At 40.2% G+C, this 23,469-nt stretch carries 22 protein-coding genes and 1 pseudogene; 8 read left to right on the top strand and 15 right to left on the bottom strand.

The genetic code is table 11. From position 1 onward, the window contains the following. The first annotated feature begins 45 nt into the window (after positions 1-45). From DSM106972_RS37925 to DSM106972_RS37940, 4 genes are all read left to right on the top strand, one after another. Positions 46-1,200, top strand: coding sequence for an anhydro-N-acetylmuramic acid kinase (locus DSM106972_RS37925; protein ID WP_127085537.1), 1,155 nt, complete (start codon positions 46-48; stop codon positions 1,198-1,200). Positions 1,201-1,447: 247 nt separating this feature from the next. Further along, the gene (locus tag DSM106972_RS37930; protein WP_127085538.1) at positions 1,448-1,900 is read left to right on the top strand and encodes a hypothetical protein; all 453 of its coding nucleotides are present in this window, start codon (positions 1,448-1,450) and stop codon (positions 1,898-1,900) included. A 171-nt stretch (positions 1,901-2,071) separates the two neighbouring features. After that, on the top strand, positions 2,072-5,017 hold the full coding sequence (locus tag DSM106972_RS37935) for a PAS domain S-box protein (RefSeq protein ID WP_127085539.1): 2,946 nt from the start codon (positions 2,072-2,074) through the stop codon (positions 5,015-5,017). A gap of 160 nt (positions 5,018-5,177) precedes the next feature. After that, a complete protein-coding gene (locus DSM106972_RS37940; RefSeq protein ID WP_127085540.1) occupies positions 5,178-6,749 on the top strand; it encodes a serine/threonine-protein kinase in 1,572 nt (523 codons plus the stop codon). A 345-nt stretch (positions 6,750-7,094) separates the two neighbouring features. Here the strand turns inward: DSM106972_RS37940 and DSM106972_RS37945 are convergent, their stop codons facing one another. From DSM106972_RS37945 to DSM106972_RS37965, 5 genes are all read right to left on the bottom strand, one after another. Further along, on the bottom strand, positions 7,095-7,289 hold the full coding sequence (locus tag DSM106972_RS37945; protein ID WP_019489541.1) for an NblA/ycf18 family protein: 195 nt from the start codon (positions 7,287-7,289) through the stop codon (positions 7,095-7,097). 569 nt (positions 7,290-7,858) lie between these two features. After that, positions 7,859-8,584: a PP2C family protein-serine/threonine phosphatase gene (locus DSM106972_RS37950; protein ID WP_127085541.1), complete on the bottom strand. Its 726-nt coding sequence runs from the start codon at positions 8,582-8,584 to the stop codon at positions 7,859-7,861. A gap of 29 nt (positions 8,585-8,613) precedes the next feature. Continuing rightward, entirely contained in the window at positions 8,614-10,296 is a 1,683-nt protein-coding gene (locus DSM106972_RS37955; protein WP_127085542.1) for an ABC1 kinase family protein, read from the bottom strand. Positions 10,297-10,401: 105 nt separating this feature from the next. Further along, entirely contained in the window at positions 10,402-10,722 is a 321-nt protein-coding gene (locus DSM106972_RS37960) for a DUF6825 family protein (protein WP_127085543.1), read from the bottom strand. Positions 10,723-10,858: 136 nt separating this feature from the next. Continuing rightward, on the bottom strand, positions 10,859-12,562 hold the full coding sequence (locus DSM106972_RS37965; RefSeq protein ID WP_233787360.1) for a M48 family metallopeptidase: 1,704 nt from the start codon (positions 12,560-12,562) through the stop codon (positions 10,859-10,861). Between the two features lie 345 nt (positions 12,563-12,907). Between DSM106972_RS37965 and psaK the strand changes: the two genes are divergently transcribed. Further along, positions 12,908-13,174: a photosystem I reaction center subunit PsaK gene (gene psaK, locus DSM106972_RS37970; RefSeq protein WP_127085544.1), complete on the top strand. Its 267-nt coding sequence runs from the start codon at positions 12,908-12,910 to the stop codon at positions 13,172-13,174. A 52-nt stretch (positions 13,175-13,226) separates the two neighbouring features. On the opposite strand, the gene DSM106972_RS37975 is transcribed toward psaK, so the two are convergent. After that, positions 13,227-13,601: a hypothetical protein gene (locus DSM106972_RS37975; RefSeq protein WP_127085545.1), complete on the bottom strand. Its 375-nt coding sequence runs from the start codon at positions 13,599-13,601 to the stop codon at positions 13,227-13,229. A 309-nt stretch (positions 13,602-13,910) separates the two neighbouring features. Between DSM106972_RS37975 and dapB the strand changes: the two genes are divergently transcribed. Together dapB and DSM106972_RS37985 are read left to right on the top strand one after the other, a co-directional pair. Then, positions 13,911-14,747: a 4-hydroxy-tetrahydrodipicolinate reductase gene (dapB, locus tag DSM106972_RS37980; protein WP_127085546.1), complete on the top strand. Its 837-nt coding sequence runs from the start codon at positions 13,911-13,913 to the stop codon at positions 14,745-14,747. Positions 14,748-14,793: 46 nt separating this feature from the next. After that, on the top strand, positions 14,794-15,543 hold the full coding sequence (locus DSM106972_RS37985) for a DUF8619 family protein (protein ID WP_127085547.1): 750 nt from the start codon (positions 14,794-14,796) through the stop codon (positions 15,541-15,543). Between the two features lie 88 nt (positions 15,544-15,631). Here the strand turns inward: DSM106972_RS37985 and DSM106972_RS37990 are convergent, their stop codons facing one another. The 8 genes and pseudogenes from DSM106972_RS37990 to DSM106972_RS38020 all read right to left on the bottom strand — a co-directional run. Further along, positions 15,632-16,264, bottom strand: coding sequence for a precorrin-8X methylmutase (locus tag DSM106972_RS37990; RefSeq protein ID WP_127085548.1), 633 nt, complete (start codon positions 16,262-16,264; stop codon positions 15,632-15,634). A gap of 95 nt (positions 16,265-16,359) precedes the next feature. Further along, the gene (locus DSM106972_RS37995; protein WP_127085549.1) at positions 16,360-17,169 is read right to left on the bottom strand and encodes a TPM domain-containing protein; all 810 of its coding nucleotides are present in this window, start codon (positions 17,167-17,169) and stop codon (positions 16,360-16,362) included. A gap of 121 nt (positions 17,170-17,290) precedes the next feature. Beyond that, positions 17,291-18,154, bottom strand: coding sequence for an ATP adenylyltransferase family protein (locus DSM106972_RS38000; RefSeq protein ID WP_127085550.1), 864 nt, complete (start codon positions 18,152-18,154; stop codon positions 17,291-17,293). Positions 18,155-18,366: 212 nt separating this feature from the next. Beyond that, a complete protein-coding gene (locus DSM106972_RS54190) occupies positions 18,367-18,528 on the bottom strand; it encodes a hypothetical protein (RefSeq protein WP_019489529.1) in 162 nt (53 codons plus the stop codon). A gap of 259 nt (positions 18,529-18,787) precedes the next feature. Next, the gene (locus tag DSM106972_RS38005) at positions 18,788-19,138 is read right to left on the bottom strand and encodes a Rieske (2Fe-2S) protein (protein WP_127085551.1); all 351 of its coding nucleotides are present in this window, start codon (positions 19,136-19,138) and stop codon (positions 18,788-18,790) included. A gap of 54 nt (positions 19,139-19,192) precedes the next feature. Continuing rightward, on the bottom strand, positions 19,193-20,110 hold the full coding sequence (locus DSM106972_RS38010; RefSeq protein WP_127085552.1) for an ABC transporter ATP-binding protein: 918 nt from the start codon (positions 20,108-20,110) through the stop codon (positions 19,193-19,195). A 275-nt stretch (positions 20,111-20,385) separates the two neighbouring features. After that, a complete protein-coding gene (locus DSM106972_RS38015) occupies positions 20,386-20,811 on the bottom strand; it encodes an Hsp20/alpha crystallin family protein (protein ID WP_127085666.1) in 426 nt (141 codons plus the stop codon). A gap of 114 nt (positions 20,812-20,925) precedes the next feature. After that, positions 20,926-21,399: pseudogene (locus DSM106972_RS38020) on the bottom strand (BamA/TamA family outer membrane protein); the annotation flags it as partial. 61 nt (positions 21,400-21,460) lie between these two features. Between DSM106972_RS38020 and DSM106972_RS38025 the strand changes: the two are divergent. Beyond that, a complete protein-coding gene (locus tag DSM106972_RS38025) occupies positions 21,461-21,802 on the top strand; it encodes a response regulator transcription factor (RefSeq protein WP_325052257.1) in 342 nt (113 codons plus the stop codon). An 875-nt stretch (positions 21,803-22,677) separates the two neighbouring features. Here DSM106972_RS38025 and DSM106972_RS38030 read toward each other — a convergent pair. Continuing rightward, a complete protein-coding gene (locus DSM106972_RS38030; protein WP_127085555.1) occupies positions 22,678-23,451 on the bottom strand; it encodes an ABC transporter permease in 774 nt (257 codons plus the stop codon). Between the last annotated feature and the right edge of the window lie 18 nt (positions 23,452-23,469).

Consider the following 23,469-nt stretch of genomic DNA (forward strand, 5'->3'; position numbering starts at 1 on the left):
CTATCATTAGCATATCTGTAAACCCGCCCCCTCGCCCCAACAAACATGACGCGCGTAATTGGTTTAATGAGCGGTACATCAGTCGATGGTATTGATGCTGCCTTGGTTGATATTTCCGGTCAAGATTTGGATATTAAAGTCGAGCTAGTAGAAAAAGCGACTTACCCTTACCCTTCCGCACTTAGAGAACGTATTTTGAGTGTCTGCGCGGGTGAGGCTATTTCGATGCCTGAATTTGCACAGCTTGATGATGCTATTGCTATTGCTTTTGCTGAAGCTGCTGTAAATATTCAAACTGTACACGAAGGCGCCTCACTTATTGGTTCGCATGGACAAACCGTATTTCATAGACCACCAATAGGAGTTGAAGAAGCGAATGAAGTGAACCTGGGTTATAGTTTACAACTTGGTCGCGGCCCCTTGATTACTGCCTTAACAGGTATTACCACTGTCAGTAATTTTCGTGCCGCTGATATTGCTGTGGGTGGTCAAGGGGCGCCACTTGTTCCCCGTGTTGATGCCGCATTACTTGCTCACCCCAATGAAATAAGATGTATTCAAAATATTGGTGGTATTGGTAATGTTACTTACATCCCAAATCGAAGCGGTGATTGGCTTTCTCAAATTCGCGGTTGGGACACTGGCCCAGGAAATAGTTTACTTGACTTGGCAGTACACCAATTAAGCGATGGTACCAAAAATTATGATGAAAATGGCGAGTGGGCTGCTAGCGGCAAAATTTGCCAACCCTTAGTTGATAAATGGCTGAAACACCCATACTTCCAGGCGCCTCCACCTAAATCAACTGGACGTGAGTTATTTGGTTTTGATTATATTACTCAGTGTTTTGACGAAGCCAAAGAGTATCAATTAAATGCTGCCGATTTTTTAGCAACACTCACCGAACTGACGGCAACTTCAATTGTTTATAATTACCGTCATTTTCTCCCACAAACGCCACAACGAGTACTTTTATGCGGTGGTGGCAGTCGTAATCTTTATTTAAAACAAAGGTTACAAGCGCTTTTAGGCTCAACTTCTGTTACAACTACCGACGAATTTGGATTAAATGCTGATTTTAAAGAGGCTATTGCTTTTGCTGTACTCGCATACTGGCGCCAAGATGGCAGTCCCGGTAACTTGCCTTGTGCAACTGGCGCCAAACAGGAAGTGCTATTAGGAGAAGTCTTTGAGCGATGAGTGATGAGTGCTGAGTGCTGAGTACTGAGTGCTGAGTGTTGAGTGTTAAGTTTTACTCCTAACTCCTAACTCCTAACTCCTAACTCCTAACTTTAAATTCTTAAACTTACTCAGCACTCAGGACTTTCAACTCAGCACTTTGTAATGGGTATACTAAGTGTACTCGCCGCCAGAGGTGTTTTATTTTTATCTCCGGTTTTGGCGCTGCAAAACTAGGAAAAAAATAAACACATAAAGGTATTAACAAGTGAGACACTCTTTTTTACTCGAAGCTGGACGCTGGACTTTACAAGGCAGTTGGTTAGAGCGTGATGCTATGCCTGTTGCTGTTAAAGGTATGACTTTGGTTGCCTGGAACCGCGATAATTGGTTCACTATGGCAACTAAACTCATTTTTCCTGGTAGCGAACGCCCAGAAATTGCTTTACAGTATAAAGGACGTTTAGATGATGGTGAGCGTCATTACTCGTTTTTGCTACAACATAACCTCTTTGGACAAATTGAAGGTGAAGGTTGGATAGGCCCGGAAACTATAGTACAACGCTACTGGGTACTTAGTGACCGTCAGCGTCGTAGTGGTTTTGAAACCCTACATCGCGTTTCTAATGACGCTTATTGTATGACTGGCGGTATTCTCGTTGGTCATTTCCTCTCTAGTACAATGGAGGCAAAACTCGAACGTCAGCAAACTCAGACCTAATACTTAATAAATAAATCTTTAGGTAGAAGTAACAACTGTTTGCAATGTCGTAACGTTGTAATTTATGATTATTAAATTTTTGCCATGCTAGACTGCGGTGCCACTGGTATGAATTAAAATCTATATAGTTAAATATATAACAATTGCTTAACTGTTTTTTAAGTACTAATAATGCTACCTGAAGAAACGTCTTCTAATCTACCTGCGAACATGCAGCAAATGCAAAAAGGTGATTCCATCATCCAAGAAGACGGAATGTTACTTCATATTGGTGACGGCACGATTTGCGGATGTAATAATATTGCTTGTTTTGGATATACTCCAAACGAGATGATAGGTAAAAGTCTATTTGACTTATTTATACAAATTATAGATGTAGATGGGGCAAGTTACACACACAATACTTACCCAGCCATTGCAGCATTTGAAACATCTAATTCTTATCAAAAGGTTATAATCGGGTTTTGTAACTCTAATTCTGAAAATGCTATATGGCTTGAATTAAACTTTCAACCTTTGTTTTTATCTGGCGCCAAAAAACCTTATGCTGTGGTATCCAATTTTCATGTATTAGGGGAAATACAAGCTCAAAATAATTTTATACCCAATGGTCATAGCCGCACAATAGAACAAATAATATCTAAGACTTATTTTGATTTAGAGACCGAGAACACAAATTTATCAAATGTCAATGATGATTTACAACTTGTTTTAGAAGAACTTAGCGTTGCAGAAGAAGAACTGCAATATCAGAATTTATTGTTGGAAACCGAACGACAACGCTATCAAGATTTATTCAACTTCGCTCCTGATGGGTATCTTGTTACCGACACTAAGGGTAAAATTCAGGAAGCAAACCAGTCTATTGCTATTCTTCTTTGCTCAAAACAACGAGATTTAATTGGTAAATATGTAACAGCTTTTATTCCGCGTCAAGAATATCAAGCGTTTTACTCACTATTCAACCAGTTACGTGCATTACCACAGCTACAAACACAAACAAAACAATTTTTTATTCAGCCAAACAACGCGGCGCCTTTTTATGCTGAGGTAACAGTTGCTAGTATACACGATAATGTTGGACAGTTTACTGGTTTACGATGGTCAATTCGAGATATTAGTGACAGAAAGCAGCAAGAGCAAGCTTTACAGCAAAGCGAGTTGAATTTCAGAACTTTGGCAGATACAATGCCACAATTATTTTGGACTACTTTACCTGATGGCTATCATGATTATTTTAATAGCCGTTGGTTTGAGTATACTGGCATGACTTTAGAGCAAACCCAAGGTTGGGGATGGAGTCATTTATTACATTCAGATGACCAACAAAGGTGCTTGGATATCTGGAACGAATCGTTGCGTACTGGCAAATACTATAATATTGAATATCGTTTTAAACGTGCTTCTGATGGACAGTACCGTTGGTTTCTTGGTAAAGCATTTCCATTACGAGATAAAGACGGTAAGATAATTCGCTGGTTTGGTTCTTGTACTGATATTGATGATACTAAACGGGTTGAGCAAGCTTTGCGTGAAAGTGAGGAACGTTATCGAATTCTGACGGAAGTTGCTCCTCAAGTTGTTTGGATGTCTCAAAATGATGGCAAAATTACTTACTGTAATCAGTACTGGCTTGATTATACTGGTTTGTCGATGCAACAAACTATCGGCTATCAATGGGTTGGCGCCATTCATCCTGAAGACCGAAATAAAGTTTCAACGATTTGGAATCATGCTACAGGTAACGGTGATAATTATGAAGCGGAAGTACGCTGTCGTCGTGCGTCGGATGGGATGTATCGTTGGTTTATTGCGCGTGGGTTGCCTTTAAAGGATGATTCTGGACAAATTGTTAAGTGGGTCGGTGTTGCTAATGATATTCATGACCGTAAGGAGTCGGAAATTGAGCGAGAACGATTATTATTAAGTGAGCAAGCTGCACGTGAGCAAGCTGAAAATGCGAATCGTGTTAAGGATGAGTTTCTTGCTGTTCTTTCTCATGAGTTACGTACTCCGCTTAATCCGATTATTGGTTGGGTGAAGTTGTTGAAGAGTGGTAAGTTGAATCCAGCTAAGATTTCTGAAGCTTTAAATATTATTGAGCGTAATGCTAAGTTACAGGTTGATTTAATTGAAGATTTACTTGATGTTTCTCGTATTCTTCGTGGTAAGCTGACGCTTAATGCGACTCGTGTTAATTTAGTTGGTGTGATTTCTGCTGCTATTGATACTGTGCGGTTGGCTGCGGAGAGTAAGGGAATTGAGATTGAAAGTAATTTTGGGGGTGGAAGCGCTGAAGCGCTTATTACGATGGTGGGGGATGCTGCTCGTTTGCAGCAGATTTTTTGGAATCTTTTGTCTAATGCTATTAAGTTTACACCTGGTGGTGGGCATGTAAAGGTGGATTTATTGATGGAAGTTCCTTTTGTTAAGGTTATTGTTAGTGATAGTGGGAAGGGTATTAATTCGGAATTTTTACCTCATATATTTGATTATTTCCGTCAAGAAGATAGTACGACTACTAGAAAATTTGGTGGACTGGGACTTGGGTTAGCTATTGTTCGTAATTTGGTTGAGCTTCATGGTGGAACTGTTGAAGCGCATAGTTCTGGTTTAAATCAAGGCGCCTCTTTTACTGTTAAGCTGCCTCTATTAAATAGTGCTGAGTCAAAAGTGCTGAGTGCTGAGAATTTATCACTCAGTACTCAGCACGACTCACTCAGCACTAAATCTTTACTTTCTGGTGTTCGAGTTTTGGCTGTTGATGATGACCCAGACTCACGAGATTTTATTAGCTTTGCTTTGGAATTATACGGCGCCGAAGTTCAAAGTGTGTCTAGTGCGGTTGAAGCACTACAGCTATTGACTATTTCAAAACCTCATATTTTAGTTAGTGATATTGGTATGCCCTTGATGGATGGGTATGAATTATTACGACAAGTCAGAAAGTGGGCACCGCAAAATGGCGGACTGATTCCTGCAATTGCTGTGACGGCTTTTGCTGGAGAATATGACCGTCAAAAGGTACTTGACGCTGGGTTTCACCTTCATGTAACTAAACCTGTTGAACCTGATGCTTTAGCAGATGCTATTGCTAAGTTACTTCCGAATAAATAACTAAAATTAAAAGTATAAATAAATACTTCTATATTTTTGTTTGTGTTGCATTTGCTTGGTGTTTATTGGCAAAAATTTGGGAATACTAAATTCAACAGGAAATTTTCTTGAGATTACTAGATATTCGCTGATTTTTTTAAGATTGGAGCCAAAGCTTACTATGTCGGACCCCAACGTCGGTCGCAAACTTAGCAAAAGGTACCAGCTTCAGGAGTTAATAGGAACTGGAGCTATGGGACGAGTATATCGTGCTAAGGATACTTTGTTGGGAGATGTGCCTGTTGCGGTGAAGTTTCTCTCAATGTCCATCCAAACTAATAAAAAAATGCGGTTGCAGGAACGCTTTGAGCGTGAAGCTAAAACCTGCGCGCTTTTGGGACAAAAAAGTATTCAAATTGTTCGAGTTATGGATTACGGTGTGGACGAGTATAATACTCCGTTCTACGTTATGGAATACCTTAAGGGTAAAAGTTTGTCACATATTATCCGCAAGCAAGAAATGTCATTGGTGCGGTTTTTGAGCATGGCACGTCAAATTAGTTTGGGGTTGCAGTGCGCTCACGATGGTATTCCTGTAGATGGCACTATTTACCCAATTATTCATCGTGATATTAAACCTAGTAATATGTTGGTAATTGTTGACCCGACGTTTGGTGAATTAGTTAAAATTCTTGATTTTGGAATTGCTAAGTTATTACAGTCGAATACGCAGCAAACTAATTACTATCTGGGAACTTTGGCTTATTCTTCCCCCGAACAAATGGAGGGTAAGGAGTTAGATAACCGTTCGGATATTTATAGTTTGGGTGTGATGATGTTTGAAATGCTTACGGGCAAGTTACCTCTTACTGCTCCTACTCATTCATTCGGCGCCTGGTATAAAGCACATCATTTCCAAGAACCACGTTCGTTTGCGGAAATTGATATGAGTTTTGACGTTCCTAAGTCTTTAGAAGAGTTGATAATGTCATGTCTTGCTAAAAAACCTAGTGACCGTCCTCAAAATATTAATGACATTATACAAACACTATCAGCAGTTGATATTACATCTGAACTTAATAAAACTACTAGCACACCCACTACCCATACAGGGCGCCAAACTACGAGTGCTGATGCTCCTACGGTTGTTGCAAAAGAAATCGATAAATCTGAAAACCTGCCTAGTCCCCTACCAGATGAGATTGTAAAACTTTCGACTTGGCCTAAGAATAAACCAATCGCTGATATTGTTTTTCCTCAACCTATTCGTGTTCACAATGAACTTACCCCTGCATTATGGATGATGTTACCAATACTCGAAATTCAAAAACGCTCAGTTTGTACTCGCTACAACCAATTTCTTTTTATTCCTTCTCCCCACCCAATGCTACTTTGGGTGACTGTTATCTATAACCGTAGGTTTGGCGCCAAATGGCTTCCTTATTACCTTGACCTTAAAACCAATTTTGGACAAGAAACTGTACGCTTACTTAGTGATAAAGGTTACTATCGCCTGCTGTTTTTCGCGCGCGAGCAACCTACTCACCCCACTCATATCTTAATTTCTACTATTGCTTCTTCTCAATGTCGTCGTTTAAAGGAATGGTCATTACTGGGGAATACACTTCCTTCGTCTGCTAATCCCCAAATTAGTAAAACCTATCTCAAAACTGAATACGAAAAAATTAAACCTCAAATTTTAACTAAGCTTGCCTCTATTAATACAGATTCTCCTTTCGACCTTTCTGCCTAAAAACGAAAGCTTGTAAACACCTAACCTGTATTATATTAACTATAACTTTTTTTATATATAAAATAAGATATACGTATAAACTGAGTATATATACTCAGTTTATTCTTAATTATGTAACATTTGTTATCTTATTGTTAAGAAATAATAATAATAAATAAATTACGGTTGTAAAAAAAGCTCATAGGAAATATAAATATTAATGGTACTGAAGTCATTAACGCGCTCTGCTGGTAGTCCTTTGAGTCTTAAATTGACGCCCCAGCATCCCCAGCTCGTTTCCCCGTATGGAACTAAGCAAGAGAAGGAGGTCGCCTTGATTGCGACACTGGACTTCAATCACATTGCTCAAGCCAATCCAGTACCGTCTAAGCCCCATTGGTGCTTAAGAAGTTCTTTATATGTTGCTTCTCTTACTACCATTTGCTCGTAAAGCTTGACTAAAAAGTCTTTTGCTTGCTCATGGCTCATATCTTGTACTTGGTTAGCAAATGAGTGAATGCTGAATTGCTGTTCGAGTGAAAGTTCGATTGGGTTGTTCATAAAATAACTCCAAATAGAGAAGATGACGTGAAACAGTGAAGTAAGTTAGACTGACTAGCCGAGGCGCCGTTGATTAGATTTGAGGGAATAAAATCTAATTATGTGCCTCTTTATTACGAAAGATAACAAGAGTTTGACAAAATGCCCACTCCTTTAGGTGGTAATTTTGTGTTGTCTTTCTATAATGTCGCCTAGTTTACACTCCTGAGCTTCTAGCTAAATATATATACCAAGTTTGCCTAAGCATATTTCGGTAAACTTTGCACTATATACAGCAAAAAGTCAAGGATTCAGTATTTAACGTGAGTTAATACGCCTATGCCCTGTATCGGAAATAAAGGAACTTGGAGTATTAAAGTCGATTTTATTCGATATACAGTAAAAGTAGCAAGATGTCAATTCACACAAAGTGATAATTAACCCTCCAAGCTAATTCTTGGAGGGTAATGTATTTTGTATCAAATTGTAAAGATGAAAAATGCTTAAAATGAACAAATTAGCAACGGATGTAACAGATGGTTGATTTGTAGCAAGTTCATCCGTTACATCTGTTGTATCCGTTGCCAATATTAATCAAGCGCTACTAGTACGACGGTAATATTATCGTGTCCACCTTGTTCTTTCGCGCCTTCAATCAGCGCGAAAGCTGCTTTGTCGAGCATTGAGGTTTCTTGGAGGTAACTGGCGATTTTTTCATCGACTAGTTCTTCGGTTAAACCGTCACTACAAAGCAGCAAGCGGTCTCCTGGTTTTAAACTCAGAGGTTGAATGTCAACTCCTTGTAAATCTTCGCGTCCTAGGCAACGTGATAGTACGTGACGGAAGGGGTGAATACGCGCTTCATCGGGGGAAATGTCACCAACTTTTAATGCACGTGCGACCCAAGTATGGTCTTCTGTAATTTGTTCGAGTTTGGGTTCTCGCCAACGGTATAATCTTGAGTCACCGACGTGCGCGCATAAGGGTGAGTCGGGGTCGCGCAACAGTATGACGACGGCAGTTGTGCCCATATCGGCACGTTCTGGATGGCTTTGTTGGTCACGTATAATAGCTTCGTTTGCTTGAAGTAATGCTTCTTCGAGCAATTTTTCGCTATGTATTTGTGAATCCCAGTTTGCGACTAAATAAGCTTGAATTTCTTGAGTGGCGATACGACTGGCTTCTTCACCACCCGCATGACCACCCATCCCATCGGCAACCACGAAAAATCGTCCTTCTGGGTCAGTATAATAAGCATCCTGATTAGAAAATCGAATAAGTCCGGGGTCGCTAGCTCCTATATAGTTTATTTTCATATTTTTTTAGGCGTATCGGAAACAATCATTTAATACATACGGTCATAACGGTCAAGGCGTGAAATTAGCCTAATTAACAGCCATGATACGCTTACCGCGACTAAAGCAACAAACACGGCTGCCCATATATAATTTTTAACCAATAAAATCGAGGCTGAAAGGGTGAAAGTACCTATAAGCACCGCGTAAGTGGTGGTTAATTGGATGTTACTTTGCCGCCTTAATAACCGCTCGGTTTCTATAGCGCGAACACGCATTCTAACATCACCGCGTTCTAGTTTTTCAAGAGTATCTTCGAGACGACGCGGTAGTCCCAAAGCTGTACTACTAACTTGGACTGCTTGACGGCCTAGTTCGTTAAGTAAACTATTGCCCTCACCATTCGTATTAGTCATAAGCTGCATTGCATAGGGTTTAGCGACTTCCATAAAGCTGAACTCTGGGTCAAGTCCTTTACCAACACCTTCTAGCGTCGAAAACGCGCGCATGACGAAGGTAAATGTAGCAGGAAATCTAAATGGCTGATTATAAGCGATTTCGTACAAGTCGTCACTGATGGAGGCAACCGATTGGTTTTCAAAAGGTTTATCCATAAAGTTATCGAGCATGTACTGCACCGAACGTCTGACTGGACCCATGTCCTCTGTTGGTGCTATGGCGCCTAAATCAATTAGTGACTGCACAACTCTATCACCATCTTTAGAGGCGATGCCAAATAATGTCTCCATCAAGCCTTCACGCACATTAGACTTGATACGTCCCATCATACCGAAGTCATAAAAAATTAAGGCGCCTTCGGGACTAACGGCAATATTACCTGGGTGTGGGTCGGCGTGGAAAAAACCATTATCGAGTAACTGGTGTAAATACGCTTCGGCGCCTTGACGAGCAAGTACTTTTCTATCTAAACCAGCCGCTTCTAATGCTTCGTACTGGCTAATTTTGATACCAGGAGCGTATTCGAGTGTGAGTACACGAGAAGAAGCGTAACGCCAGTAAACGCGAGGAACTTTGACCCAATCATAAGCGCGAAAATTACGACGAAAAGCGTCGGCATTGCGACCTTCGCTCAAATAATCGATTTCTTCCCAAAGAATTTTGCAGCATTCTTCGTAAATTCCCATCCAGTCGCGCCCTTTTCCCCATTTAGGATGGTTTTGAAAATAACGCGAAATACCTTTGAGAATTCTTAAATCAATTTCAAAAAGCTTTTTGAGTCCAGGACGCTGAACTTTGATGACAACAGCTTCACCAGAGTGTAAAACCGCTTTATGAACTTGACCTAAAGAAGCTGCTGCTAAAGGAACGGGTTCAAAGCTATGGAAAAGTTCAGGAATTTTTTTACCTAGTTCTTTCTCGATAGTAGACTCTACCTGCTCGTAGCTAAAAGCTGGAACACGGTCTTGTAACTTTGTTAGTTCTTCGACATATTCAGCAGGAAATATATCCGCGCGTGTCGAAAATAATTGTCCAACCTTAATAAAAGTTGGGCCTAAATCGAGTAATGTGTTGCGAATCCAAACCGCTAAAGTCCGGCGCCTTGCAGCTTGCTTTGCGTCACTAACTCCTCCTGGATAACTCCAAGATTTGTTATACAGCCAAAGGCGATACATCAATAGCAGCACAAACCCCCAAATATCTATAAAGCGGCGCCTGCTAGAGTAGTTCTCGCGATTCCAACGGTATGCCTTATCCGAATATCCTTTTTCCATATGCTTTAAATACCGCTGGGATTAACTGAATCTTAAAGGGAGAAAATACTTTGTTATTTTTTGCTTGTTTGTAAAATTTGTATGGTGGCCGAAGCCACCCTACACTCAACCACTAACGCGATGACGTTGGAGTTCAGTGCGTAATGTGGCAATTTCGGCGCGTAAATCATCAATCATTGCTTGTGTATCAACTGATGCTGATTGTGCAGCAGTGCCTGGAGAAGTAAAACCAGCACCTGCTGCACTTGATGCGCTTTGGGCACGAACCATAACTTCATCCGTAAACGAGCGCATTTGCTCGCGTAACTCAGCATCTAACTTACCGAGTTGCGATAGCGAATCAGTAACAGTGTGTTCAAGACGTTCGCTAAGAATTTCAGCGACAGCTCTGCCTACAAAAAAAGCTTGTACAAGAGGGGTAGTCATAAATGTTTACAATAGTCGTCCGCTAAAAAATTATAACTTGCCCTCTTGCATTGATGTGTCTGTCAATAGCGTTGATTTCCACACGTTTTTGTTATGTGTCATCAAAACTTTATAACCATAGGATGATTATTTTCGATTATTTTTTAGAGTCATTTGGCTGTTGTTGTGTTTGCTGGGTGGGGTTTTGAGGTTGTTCTGGCTTTTTGCGCTCTGTTTCATCTTTTTTATCATCAGGGCATTTCTTTTTGTCTTCGCGACACTCTTTTACCTCTTTTAATATAGTTTTAACTTTTGAGCGAATTTCTTCATGCTTGGCAACTCCCTCATAAGCATAACGGTTGTAACTATTGCGTGTTATTAACTCTTCTAAGTAACCTACCCGTTCGTTACCACCTGGGTGCGATGATGCCCAAGTTGGTGGTACGTTTTTATTTTTCATTTGTTCTTTGAGCGTTACCATGAGGTTTCTTAACCCATCTGCTGCATACCCAGTTGTAACGAGTAAACGTGTGCCCAAAACATCAGCTTGACGTTCCATATCACGGCTATAAGATAGTCCGAATAGCTGTCCAACGGTTCCACCCAACGGTAAATACTGAGTAATATTTGAAATTAAATTACCTTGAGTTACTAGTTGAAATCCGTGGGATAGTACGACGTGGGCTAATTCATGACCAATTAACCCTGCTAATTCGGCTTCTGATTTTGCTTTTTCAATGGCGCCTGCATTAATAAACACCTTACCACCGGGTAAAGCGAATGCATTTAAATCAGGTTCGGGAATTACGAAAAACTCATATTTAAATTCATTGCGTCCAGCAACTTGAGCAAGTTTTTGACCAATATCATTAACGTATGCATTAACGGTTTCGTCTTTGACCAAATCAAGTTGTTTTTTCGCTTGTTTAGCTACGCTCTCACCAATAGATTCTTCTCCTTGCAGCAACATTACCGTTGAGTCAAGTGCTGAAAATGGGCCAAGTAGACTTCCTGTAACGGCATAACCTATGGCGCCTGTAATAATATTGGCTATGGCATTACCGCGAATTTCACCACGAATATGAGATTTGTAACGCTTTAAATTATCATCTGCCAACTTGGTAAATTCTGGCATTAACGGGTCATTAGGGTTGAGAATTGCATATTGACGTGCAGCTAGCGACGCCTCCATCCACTTTTTCGCATCCCCTAACACTGCAACGCGCGCTCGAACTAAATCTGGTTGATTTGGATACAGTGTAGCTGCGCGTTCTAATACTTGTAACGCTTTTTTTTCATCACCGTACTTCTTCAGGTATTCAGCATACTTAATATGTCCGGGTATAAATTGAGGTACCTGTTGAACTAATAAATCTAAAGGAACCAAAATGCGAGTTTGTAAATTACCAATAATTCCCGCTTCAGCTTCACGCCAGTATACTCGACCCGCTGGTGTTAATTGTGATGCATCGGTAATTGCAGGTTGAAGTTGTTCGTTACTGTCATTAGCTGCTAGCTTGAATGGTTGTTTGATAGCACGATATACTTTCTCAGCTTCAGCAACATTTCCCGCTAAATACAGCTTATCTGCCTCTATCAGCTTTTGTTGACGCGCTATTTCTTCGGGTGTTGGTTTTTGTTCTTCTTCTGGTTTTTTATTATTGCTTTGGTCTTCAGGTTTTTTTGATTCAGGCTTTTTATCTTCTTTGGTTTGTACGGATGTTTGATTATACTTTTCAATAGACGCAGGTTGTTGTGCTGGTGTAATTAAAGGCTGCGTGACGATAACAAAAATAGATGTCCCTACTGAGAGAAATACCCAGCTGAGAGAAAGGAACAAAGACTTCCATCTGCGTTTCATGGTGGGTTTAGTACATAGCTCTTTTTTACACTGTATTATCTTCAATGATGCGTGCGCTACCTAACTACCAAAACTTCATGATTGCTCTTGTGGGATGGGCATCCTTGCCCGTCCGATACAGAAAATATAGAAAATATAGAAAATATAGAAAATACAGAAGGCGGGCAGGGATGCCCGCTCCACAAGATTATGTAAAGAAAAATAAATAATTATTACAAAAATATGATGAAATATTACAACGAAATATGAACTAGTGATACGAAAGTTAGCGCTAGGCAAAGGTTTTTTGCTAAAAAATTCACAAGCATATTTTTCAACCCAGTAGTAAATCAAGGAGCAAATCGCTTGTTAACATCAACTTTACTAGCTGTTACAGCAGCAGCGGCGCCTTTACAATGGAGTCCAACCGTTGGAGCGATAATGGTTGTTTGCAATATCTTAGCAATTGCGTTCGGTAAATCGACTATTAAGTATCCTAATGCTGAACCGGCTGTGCCTGCGTCTAATTTCTTTGGTGGTTTTGGCTTGCCTGCTATTTTAGCGACAACCAGCTTTGGTCATATCCTGGGAATTGGTGTAATTTTAGGTTTACACAACCTTGGAAGAATTTAAATGATACGATACGTAGAGACGCGATTCATCGCGTCTCTACATTAATTAGGGGTTATACAGCCATTTGTGTCATGTTACGCAGTTGGCGTAAAGAGTTAAGGCAAGCGGGACAGTCGCATCCAAAGAGTTGGATGGCTGTGTCGCTTTCTTCGTCGGTAAATGCTAGCTCGGTAATTTTGTTCGGTGCCTGTGGTATAAGTTCTGGTTGTTTTTGTGCTATGGCTACTTGTTGTCCGGGTGCTGTTGTTGCTTTTTGGCGCCGCTCACAAACAAATGCATGTTGTTTGGTGTGGGGTGATTGAATACAGTCAAGTGACCCTTGGTGAAGTACTTGGCTTGCTTGAGCAGGAGTGGTCATCATCATTGATGCAACTGAGGCAAACAATGCTGGGCTGGAAAGTAAGGTGAGGACAAATTTCTTATTCATTGACTCAATTTTATTCTGAACTACAGAGACCGCATTAATGATTTCACATCTTTTGGGTGTTGCTCAGTGCATTTTATACAAAGATGTGACTATTGTCATGGTTATTACTGACTAAATTTTCGACATTTGGTATTTGCCCCTGTGAAGTTCACCTATGAGTGATGTAGAGTGCTTTATTTTAAGCGACTGACTCAATTAAATTCTGCCAAGTTCCCAACAATAACTAACGTTAGTTTTTACGTGGCGCCTCAAATCTCTTAAAATTCGTGTGTTGGGTAGAAATTACGCTGGCAGAATATTTGTTTGACTATGGCTAATCAAAATAAAATTCCGGTAATTATCAATGGTGCTGCGGGTAAAATGGGACGTGAGGTTGTTAAAGCTGTGTCCCAAGCATCTGATATGACGATAATGGGCGCCATTGACACTAGTCTAGAACATCAAGGTAAAGATATTGGTGAATTAGCTGGTTTGAGCGAACCGTTAGAGGTGCCAATAACTAACCAGTTAGAACCGATGTTAGGTTATGTGGCAGGTGAACGACAAATGCTTCCTGGGGTGATAGTAGATTTTACTCATCCTTCGGGTGTGTATGATAATGTTCGTAGCGCTATTGCTTATGGTATTCGTCCAGTGGTTGGTACTACTGGTTTAAGTCCTCAACAGCTACAAGATTTAGCAGATTTTGCCGAAAAAGCGAGTACTGGTTGTTTAATTATTCCTAACTTCTCAATTGGGATGGTATTGTTGCAGCAAGCAGCAGTAACAGCATCACAGTATTTTGACCACGTGGAAATTATTGAATTGCATCATAACCAAAAGGCTGATGCTCCTAGCGGTACTGCTATTCAAACTGCCCAAATGCTCGCGGAAATGGGTAAATCTTTTAACCCTGCGATTGTGAAGGAAGAAGAAAAGCTGAAAGGTGCTAGGGGTAGTGATGCTGGGGAAGGGATAAGAATTCACAGTATTCGTTTGCCTGGATTAATTGCACACCAAGAAGTTATATTTGGTGCAGCAGGGCAAATTTATACACTGCGTCATGATACTTCCGACCGAGCTTGTTATATGCCAGGGGTTTTACTAGCTATTCGCAAGGTTCAACAGTTAAAGTCGTTAGTATATGGATTAGAAAAAATATTGTAGACAAGGGGGAGAGACGTGACATGTCACGTCTCTACATGAAAAAAATATGCTTATTCCACTGACACGCGAAAAATTTGATCAACTTATTCCTTTGATAGGGACTGGACCTCAGTACAAATATTATTGGGGTAATTTTTCTAAACTTTTACAAAGATTATTAATTTCTGTAGTTGCTGCTGCTGTTGTTTTACTTTTAAGGTTTGTTCTGGGACTTAATTTTGGGCCACTTGTATTCGTGCTTGGACTTGTTAGCGCTTTTTATTGGTTGTGGGGGCCTGTGTTTCAAGCTAGCGTCCGAAATAATAAATGCCGACGTTATAAGTATTGTGGCTTTTTTCGCGGTCGAGTCATGGATATTTGGATTACTGAAGAGTTAGTCGGTAAGCAAGAAACTGTTAATGGTAAGGGTGAGTTGGTTATTGTCGAAAATCGCGAAAAGCGCATCAATTTAGAAGTTGGGGATGAAACAGGGTTTACTGCTGAGTATCAAGCACCGTTACAAGTAGCATATAAAGCTGTGACACGTGGTCAAATTGCTGAAATGCTTGTGTTGTCAAATCGTGCTGACCTCAGCCGTATTGAAGAAATTACTGATATATATATTCCTAATCGCAATATCTGGATAAGTGATTACCCTTATTTACAAAGAGACTTTTTTATAGAAGTTGGAAAGCGCTTACGCGATGATGACGACGACGAGTATGATAGACCAAGGCGCCGTCGTCGTCCACAAGAAGATACCAGACGTAATACCCGTAGAAGAAATGACGATTGGAGTACGGAAGAAGATTACTAGCAACGGATGTAACGGATGTAACGGATGAGTTACTGGTGTAAAACAAAGCCTAGTTATTATAATATTACCTATCCGTTACATCCGTTTATCATCCGTTGCCAATGTTTCCTTCTAAACCGTAAGCTTGCCAAGCTAAATCTACCAAACCATCAACAATTGCTGCGGCAACTACTGCGTTTCCTTTACGACCTTCAATCATGATATTTGGGACAAGTGATTCACGTAAGCCCTCTTTTATCATGTCTACATCTATAAATCCTGGAGGAGTTGCAATTATTAAAGCTGGTTTAATTTCTTCTGCTTCTATTAATTCCACAAGTGTGGAAAGTGCAGTTTGAGCTTGACCAACTATAAAAATTCCTTCTGGATATCGTTTTGCAAGTACCTCTGTACCTGATGCAGCGCGAGTTTTTTTGTTTTGAGATTCATTTACAGCTTCAAAACTGCAAAATACTGGATTTGCAAAAGTATTTTGTATGTCATTTGCTATACCTACCTGCACCATCGGTACATCGACAATTATAGTAGTGCGAGCGGCTAAAGCACCTGCCGCTGATTGTAAAGCACGCTCTGAAAAATTCAGCAATGATTTATATTCAAAATCACATGTGGCATAAATAACACGCCTCACGATTTCGTATTCTGCGGGTGAAAAAACATGGTCGCCAATTTCACTATCAATTATTGCCAAGCTTTGAGCATCAGTTATATGCCATTCCATTCGAGTTCTGCAACGCACAACAGCAATAAGCTTATACCATTTTGGATTTTAGATTTTGGATTCAATTTAAAATCTAAAATCCAAAATCCAAAATTTTAAGATTCGGCGTTTGGTGACGGGCGCCCAAATACTGGTGAGAGGTAAGCTACTATAACACCCATTAGGAAACCTGCTACGTTGCGGAATAAAGGTAGCCATTCGGTTGTACGAGTGACGACGGGGCCGATACCGAAGGCAAGAAATAAAATTCCCCATAAAGGTGAAAAAATTAATGCCCACTGCCATGCAAACACTTGACCTTCACGACGTGGTTGTGCTGCAAAACCGCAAATCACACCTCCAATGACCGATGTAATTAAGGTTAAAATCCACTGTTCACGCGGTAATCCTGGTACTACGCCACAACCACCTTTACGTAAACAACCTTCTACAGTCGTTAATGTGTCGAGTATTGCTTTGTCTTCACCATTTTCACGGACGTAATACAAGTTCCCAAACCTGGTTTGCAGTTCTATCCAAAATGTACGAGGTAATAATTCATACACTGCATCACCAACACTAAAGCTGAGAATGTTACCACCACGAGCATCTGATACGAGCAAAATGCTTTTATCATCTAGACCCCAAAAGTTTATAACTGCCCGACCAGGTGTACGGTCAAACTGCGTTAATACTCGTAATTTCCAACCTGTTTCTTCTTGAAAACTATTAAGTTCTTTAACCAAATTCTCTTCTTGGACATCAGTCAGAGTTTTGGCTAGGTCTACAACTGGGGTTGCTGTTTTTGGTAATAGTTCTGGGTTGTCATAAGCTAAGGCATCGGGAGGATGCATTACCCAAATGGAACCAGCTAAGAATAATAACCCTACAAACGCCCCTAGGCGCCGCCAAAAACTTTTTTGCATGGACTTTTTATAAGAATTTCAACGCTAAGTGTTAAAAGCTTGTTTCAAAGCTTAAAGTAAAACTCATACTTTGTTACACTTTTTAACTTTACTCTAATCTTGGGCGCCAATGCAAAGTATTTCAGAGAGGTATAGCTACGCTTTTCAGGATATTCATTGGTCCATAATCCTTAAGACGTTTGAGTTGCTCGGAGTTTCGCACGAGTAAAGCGCCTGCAAAACCTAGTGAATTTACTGATATATACTCGAAACATTCGTGTTGTCGCGGTATTATGAGCATCCACTCTCGTGTCGCAAGTAAGTTATAGGCGCCGCCATCTTGTAAGCCTACTGCTGCAAGTGAGTCATGGTAGAGTTGTAAAGTAGCAATACCACCTTCAATGGGAGACTTTACCCAATCAGGATTTAAACGTGTAAATGCGTGTACGAATCGAAGTCTGGGTATTGTGCCGACTGAACCTTGAAATGAAACTGATGAAAGTAAAGGTTCAATTGGTAATTTTGTTCCATTAGGAGCTAATGGTAAAGGAACTAGTTGTAAATGTTTATGCTTTTGACTGGCGCCTGCAATTTGACCTCCATTATAAAACGCTAATCCATCGAAATCAGCTATGCAAGACCACATTGCCGCAAAGTCTGGTTCTGTTAGTAAAGATTCTTGTGCCTCAAATGCGCGGGTAATAATAAGTAAGTGGTAATCAACAACATTAAATTTGTTCAAAATACAAACGTGGGTATCTGAAATGTCCGCTACCCATAAATCTTGTTCATAAGGAAGGAAAGGATTAAAGTCAATTGCATTTTTAGTTATTTGCTTTTCTTTCTTCTTAGCTTCATCCTTTCGCACCAGATTCGATAATATCCGCACCATGAATACTACACCATCTTGCTCGACAAACTCGTAATTAGTCGGTATTGATAGCAAAGCACCACACGACAGCGCGCGTTCTGTCGTCGCTTTCACACAGTCCCATAATTTATTCATACTCTGCTTTCTCATATTCCAAATATATAAGTAACCCCCCACGCAGTTCAATAAAGCGTGAGGGGTTGAATAGTTGGTAATCATAAAGGAGAAGTATAGGTTGAGTAAACACTGCCTAAAACTTGGAGTCCTACTCATACAACCGATGACGGCGCCTCAAAATCGATTGTTCCCGGACTTGGAAATTATTGAACGCTTAATTTTAATGTGGTCTAGCTTGCGTGTGCCCAATCACTCAGTGATTCTTGGCTTTCCTTAGAGGACTGCTTTTTCAGTGGCACTTTCGGTGTACCAATATCTACGTAAGTCGATGATTGGCGTTTTTTGTCAGATTTAGTGGGGCGCGTATTTGCGCTATTTTGACTGCTTTTCACGTTTTTGCTCCAGATTGTACCTCATTTAATCAAAATCTCTAATTGTTATCTTCATCCTCCTTATAGATATTTCCCGAAAATACAATAAAGATTTCATGAAGATACAATAAAGATTATCCATAAAAAGCGAAGTGTCAAGATTTACGGTTTAAATTTTTGAGTTCTAATATCTGATACGGTTTTATTTTGGAAGTTATGCAGAAACCAGGTTTCTTTTCCGACATCTTGTGTAGAAACCCGGTTTCTTTGGGACTTTTAGTTAAACGTCTACCCAAATGCTTCCTTCTTCAATGCGAGTAGGAAAGACAGCAACTCCTTTTTCAGTGGAAATCATCCCCATTAGTTTGCCTATACCAGGTGGAAAAGGAATCCATTTTGAGGGTTGACCTGTAGTCAAATCAAACGCACTACGGTGAAATGGACATACAATAGACCCATCTTCAGTTATTTTGCCGTTTTTCAGTGGCAAACCTAAGTGCGGACAAGAATTTTCAATGGCGTAAATTTGGTTATTGTGATTGAGTAATAAAATCGAGCGCTTTTCGACTTTAACTACTTTTCGTGCATCACCAGATAGTTCGTCTTGTGCCAGAACTTTAGTCCAACTCATCTTGGTTCCTCTCTATTTAGGTGTTAGAAACCGATTTTTTATTAAACGCAGTTTCTATCTAACATTGTTGGATTTTACGCTATCTTGCTGCGTAACTTCGAGATAAATATGCTCTAACCGCACAGGTTGACGAGAAATAGAATCAATATCAACACCCTCAAAACGCGCAATAATTTCTTTTAGTTCTAGTGCTTCGGGTATCAAAAACGTCAAATCGCTTCCGTAACGTCGAGGTGTAAAACCATATTCTTGTGCCAAAGCAATTGCTTTTTCCTCGTTTGGAGTTTTTATAGTTACTACTTCGTCTGCGGGTATATACTGACGTAATTGTTCTAAATTGCCTTCTGCTAATATTTGACCGTTTTTAAGGATGCCAATTTTATCACATAGTCGTTCGGCTTCATCGAGTAAATGGGTTGTGAGTAAAATTGTGATACCCTGATTTTTAAGTTGTTTGATAAGCTCCCAAATCTCGTAACGTGCTTCAATATCTAACCCGGTGGTTGGTTCATCTAAAATTACGAGTTTTGGTTGGTGTACTAAAGCAACTGCCATATTTAGGCGCCGTTGCATTCCTCCGCTTAGGGTTTCCACTGGACTTTTAGCCCGGTCAAATAGCTTTACGTCAGCGAGTGTTTTGAGTACTTGCTCACGACATGTTCTTGCACGTAAACCGTATATTTGTGCAAAAAATGTCAGATTTTCCTCACATGACAAAGTTTTATACAGTAAATTTTCTTGGGGGGCAATGCCGATTAATGCTTTTGTATCATCTGTAATCGGTTGATTATGAATTGAAATATAACCGCTGTCAGCTTGGATAAGATTACAAATAATATTTATAGTAGTTGTTTTGCCTGCCCCGTTGGCGCCGAGTAAGCCATATATTTGACCTGTGTCTATATTTAAATTTAAATTATTTAGGACTTTGCGGGCGCCGTATGATTTGTTTAAATTTTTGATTTTAAGCATAGTTTGTTTTAAATTTGGGTTTAATCCCCCAACAGAGCGCGATTTCGGGAGGCAAGGGGGGATTTTCAATATTTAAATATTTTTTACATCCTCTAAAGGTAATACTATATCAGAGTGTTGGTTTGGTATTTGTTAAAAAAACTAGATTTACATAACGAACCGCAAAGGACACAAAGAACGCAAAGGAAGAAAGAGAAGAGAAAGAAGAGAAAAAGCCTGGTTGATATCTATCAACCAGGCTTAGAGTTATTATTTAGTGGTGTGTGAGGTATTGTTTATGCTGCGGGTTGTTCAAGGTTAACTTTAACGACTTTGTTCTTTTCAGCTTCGGCTTTTGGTAAAGTCAAATTTAAGATACCGTCTTTGTATTCTGCCTTTACATCAGTGTTTTGAATTCTGGCAGGAAGAGGAATTACTCGTTGGAATTTGCCGTAGTAAAATTCGCTTCTTACTTTGCCGTCAGTTTCTGTTTTTGTTCCACTTTTGCGTTCAGCACTGATGGATACAGCTTTTTCGGCAACTTGAATATCTACGTCTTTCGCTTCAACTCCAGGAAGTTCCAGTTTGAGCATGAATGCTTGTTCTGTTTCTTGAAGTTCTGCTACTGGAGCTTTTTCTGTTGGTTGGCTGCTTTCAAATAATCCATTCATTTGGCGTTGAAGTGCGTTTAGTTCTTGCCAAGGGTTATAACGTGTTAACATCATATAAATTTAAGGTTTAGTTTATTTCACTTGCTTTAATTCTTATAGTAAAGGCGCCTTCTAATGTAAGAATACGGTTAGTTACACCTAGGTTTTTCATGATTTCCACACATTTTAAAATCTTTCTCCAAACCCAAATTGAATGCGGTTATCCCCTTCATTATTAATACCGTAATCAAGATGAATTGGACCGAGTGGAGATTGAATGCGGATGCCAAGACCGTAACCGTATCCGCTACCGGGTTTTCCTCGCACTCCTCCTGGGTTACCTATAATTCTGCTACTGGTACCTAAGTCTGTTGCTGCATCGAAAAATAACGCGCCACCTATGAAGGATACTACTGGAAAACGGTATTCTGCGCTTGCTTGGATGAAACTGCGAGCAGTTGCTAAGTTACCTTCATCATATCCTCGGATGGAATTGGCGCCTCCAAGCGAAAAAGCTTCATAAGGGGGTAAGTCACCAACGACAGTTCCAGCTTGGAAGTTAAAAGCTAATGCTTGGGGACATTCGTTGACTGTGGAATTTGCTTTGCGACAACCTTGAGTTAAACGGGTTAAGCGTGTGGGAATGTAAAAGCTATAATTTGCTACTTTTGATGAAGATGAGTATATTTGGAAGTCTTTACAAGCAGGCGCCCTCGGTTATTTGCTTAAAAGTACTCCTTCCTCGCAGTTAGCAGATGCAATTCGCACTTTATATCAAGGTCATAGTCAGCTTGGCCCCACTATTGCACCGAAAGTATTTGCTCAACTAAACCCGTCTCCAAGTCCTGCTAAACTAAATTCTCATCAAAAACTTTTCAGTGAGCGGGAATTGGAAATACTAACTCTCATTGGTGAGGGTAAGAATAATCGTGAAATTGCTCAAAAACTTTTTTTGACTGAAGGGACGGTGAAGAATTATGTTAGTCAGATTTTAGCTCGCTTGGAATTGCGTGACCGTACTCAAGCTGCTCTTTGGGCAAGGGAAAATATTGGCAACGGATGATAAACGGATGTAACGGATGGTTTTGTATGCTGGTAGTACTACTGGTTAACTTAACCAGTAGTACCATTTTTGGCGATTTGAGGCGATGTGCCTCTACATGGTAAAAGTATGAAACTGTATCAAAAATATACTGATTGCACAAATTTATCCTGTAAAATAGCGCTTTTTTTGCAATAAATACGTAATTAAAAATAATTTTAGTAATTAAAATTACTTTATTGACTCGCCAATGATTTATGCATTTCATTTTTATGCGTGTGAGGACGTATCAAGCTGGTACTACTGGTTGAGTTAACCAGTAGTACCAATTTAGGAAAGATGCGCGCGAAAGCAGGAAAACTCTGTTTACGTGTCTCAGCATGACATTATAGAGATGCTTCGCAATACTGCAAAGGGATAGAATTAAAATCCCCCCCAACAGAGCGCGAATTCGGGGGGCTAAAAGCACTATTTTCCCCCCTTAATAAGGCTACAGTGTACACATAACTTTTTGGCATCGGGAGCAGGGGAGTTTTGGATGCTTTTGGAGGCTAGAAACGGAAGGAGTGGAGAAATTGAGGAACTATTCTTACAGATATTTGCATCCAATAAGAATCAATCGTGCCTCATATTCTCTCTCCCCGCCCTGCCTTTCCGTTGCACCCGAAGCCCCCGAAGCACGCTATTCAAGACTTGTGTGTACACCGTAGCCTTAATAAGGGGGGGTCAGGGAGGATCTATTTCGAGAAATTTTCAAAACCTACGCAGTATTGAGATGCTTCGTGCCTCAGCATGACAATTTGGAGATGCTACCCTGCAAGAAAACTGCGTTAACGTGCCTCAGCATGACAATTTGATTATCCGTTACATCCGTTACATCCGTTTATCATCCGTTGCTAGAGTCTTCTTTCTACAAGTAGCATTCGTCTGTATGAGAGCCAGCCGGATACTATCATGATTAGTGCGAACCATAGTAGGAATAGGAGGTGCGGTTCTATGTCGGCGATGTTTCCTCCGTTTGCGGATACTTTTAATAGGGCTTCGTTCATGTGGTATATGGGGTTGAAGCGGGCAATATTTAGTAGGCTTTTGGGAAATAGTGATGTTGGTAGAAAGGAGCCTCCTAATATTAGTAAGGGGACTCCAAATGCTGCTACTAAGGCGTTTACGTCTTCGGTGCGACGTGCTAGCTGTGTGCCTAATATGAATCCTAATCCTACGTAAGCGATGATGCTGGTGAGAATGATAATTGCTCCAAGTAGTATGGAACCTCTGAAACTGGCGCCCCAAAATGCTGCTACGCTATATACAAGTAGTGTTTGTCCAATACCAATAAAGCTATGGGCTAAAAAAATACCCATAAAATATGAGGCGCCGCTTAAGGGAGAAATAAATAAACGTTTTAAGGTGCGCTGTTCTCGTTCTGCGACTACGGTGGCAACACTCCCACCTAAGCAGCTAAAAAATAATGCTGCTCCCACTAAGGTTGATGGTGCGGCATTTTCAAATGCCACTGATAGTGAAAGCTTTGCTCGTTCAGCTATAATCAATCCATTAATAATTAATACTGAGACAGGAAAAATACACCAAAAAATTAAGCTACGTTTTCGGCGCAGAAGTTCAGTTATTATTCGCTGTGAGACTGCAATCGTTTCGTGCCAATATTTCACACCTACAAACCATTAAAT

Source organism: Dulcicalothrix desertica PCC 7102, from assembly GCF_003991905.1.
GTDB classification, from domain to species: domain Bacteria; phylum Cyanobacteriota; class Cyanobacteriia; order Cyanobacteriales; family Nostocaceae; genus Dulcicalothrix; species Dulcicalothrix desertica.

Bases quoted from the DNA above. Each gene is read 5' to 3' on its own strand.
- DSM106972_RS38000 (WP_127085550.1), bottom strand. From the start codon at position 18,154: ATGAATAAATTATGGGACTGTGTGAAAGCGACGACAGAACGCGCGCTG.
- DSM106972_RS37960 (WP_127085543.1), bottom strand. From the start codon at position 10,722: ATGACTACCCCTCTTGTACAAGCTTTTTTTGTAGGCAGAGCTGTCGCT.
- DSM106972_RS38010 (WP_127085552.1), bottom strand. From the start codon at position 20,110: ATGCTTAAAATCAAAAATTTAAACAAATCATACGGCGCCCGCAAAGTC.
- DSM106972_RS37925 (WP_127085537.1), top strand. From the start codon at position 46: ATGACGCGCGTAATTGGTTTAATGAGCGGTACATCAGTCGATGGTATT.
- DSM106972_RS37955 (WP_127085542.1), bottom strand. From the start codon at position 10,296: ATGGAAAAAGGATATTCGGATAAGGCATACCGTTGGAATCGCGAGAAC.
- DSM106972_RS37965 (WP_233787360.1), bottom strand. From the start codon at position 12,562: ATGAAACGCAGATGGAAGTCTTTGTTCCTTTCTCTCAGCTGGGTATTT.
- DSM106972_RS37935 (WP_127085539.1), top strand. From the start codon at position 2,072: ATGCTACCTGAAGAAACGTCTTCTAATCTACCTGCGAACATGCAGCAA.
- DSM106972_RS37950 (WP_127085541.1), bottom strand. From the start codon at position 8,584: ATGAAAATAAACTATATAGGAGCTAGCGACCCCGGACTTATTCGATTT.
- dapB (WP_127085546.1), top strand. From the start codon at position 13,911: ATGGCTAATCAAAATAAAATTCCGGTAATTATCAATGGTGCTGCGGGT.
- DSM106972_RS38005 (WP_127085551.1), bottom strand. From the start codon at position 19,138: ATGAGTTGGACTAAAGTTCTGGCACAAGACGAACTATCTGGTGATGCA.
- DSM106972_RS38015 (WP_127085666.1), bottom strand. From the start codon at position 20,811: ATGTTAACACGTTATAACCCTTGGCAAGAACTAAACGCACTTCAACGC.
- DSM106972_RS37975 (WP_127085545.1), bottom strand. From the start codon at position 13,601: ATGAATAAGAAATTTGTCCTCACCTTACTTTCCAGCCCAGCATTGTTT.
- DSM106972_RS37990 (WP_127085548.1), bottom strand. From the start codon at position 16,264: ATGGAATGGCATATAACTGATGCTCAAAGCTTGGCAATAATTGATAGT.
- DSM106972_RS37940 (WP_127085540.1), top strand. From the start codon at position 5,178: ATGTCGGACCCCAACGTCGGTCGCAAACTTAGCAAAAGGTACCAGCTT.
- DSM106972_RS37985 (WP_127085547.1), top strand. From the start codon at position 14,794: ATGCTTATTCCACTGACACGCGAAAAATTTGATCAACTTATTCCTTTG.
- DSM106972_RS37945 (WP_019489541.1), bottom strand. From the start codon at position 7,289: ATGAACAACCCAATCGAACTTTCACTCGAACAGCAATTCAGCATTCAC.
- DSM106972_RS37995 (WP_127085549.1), bottom strand. From the start codon at position 17,169: ATGCAAAAAAGTTTTTGGCGGCGCCTAGGGGCGTTTGTAGGGTTATTA.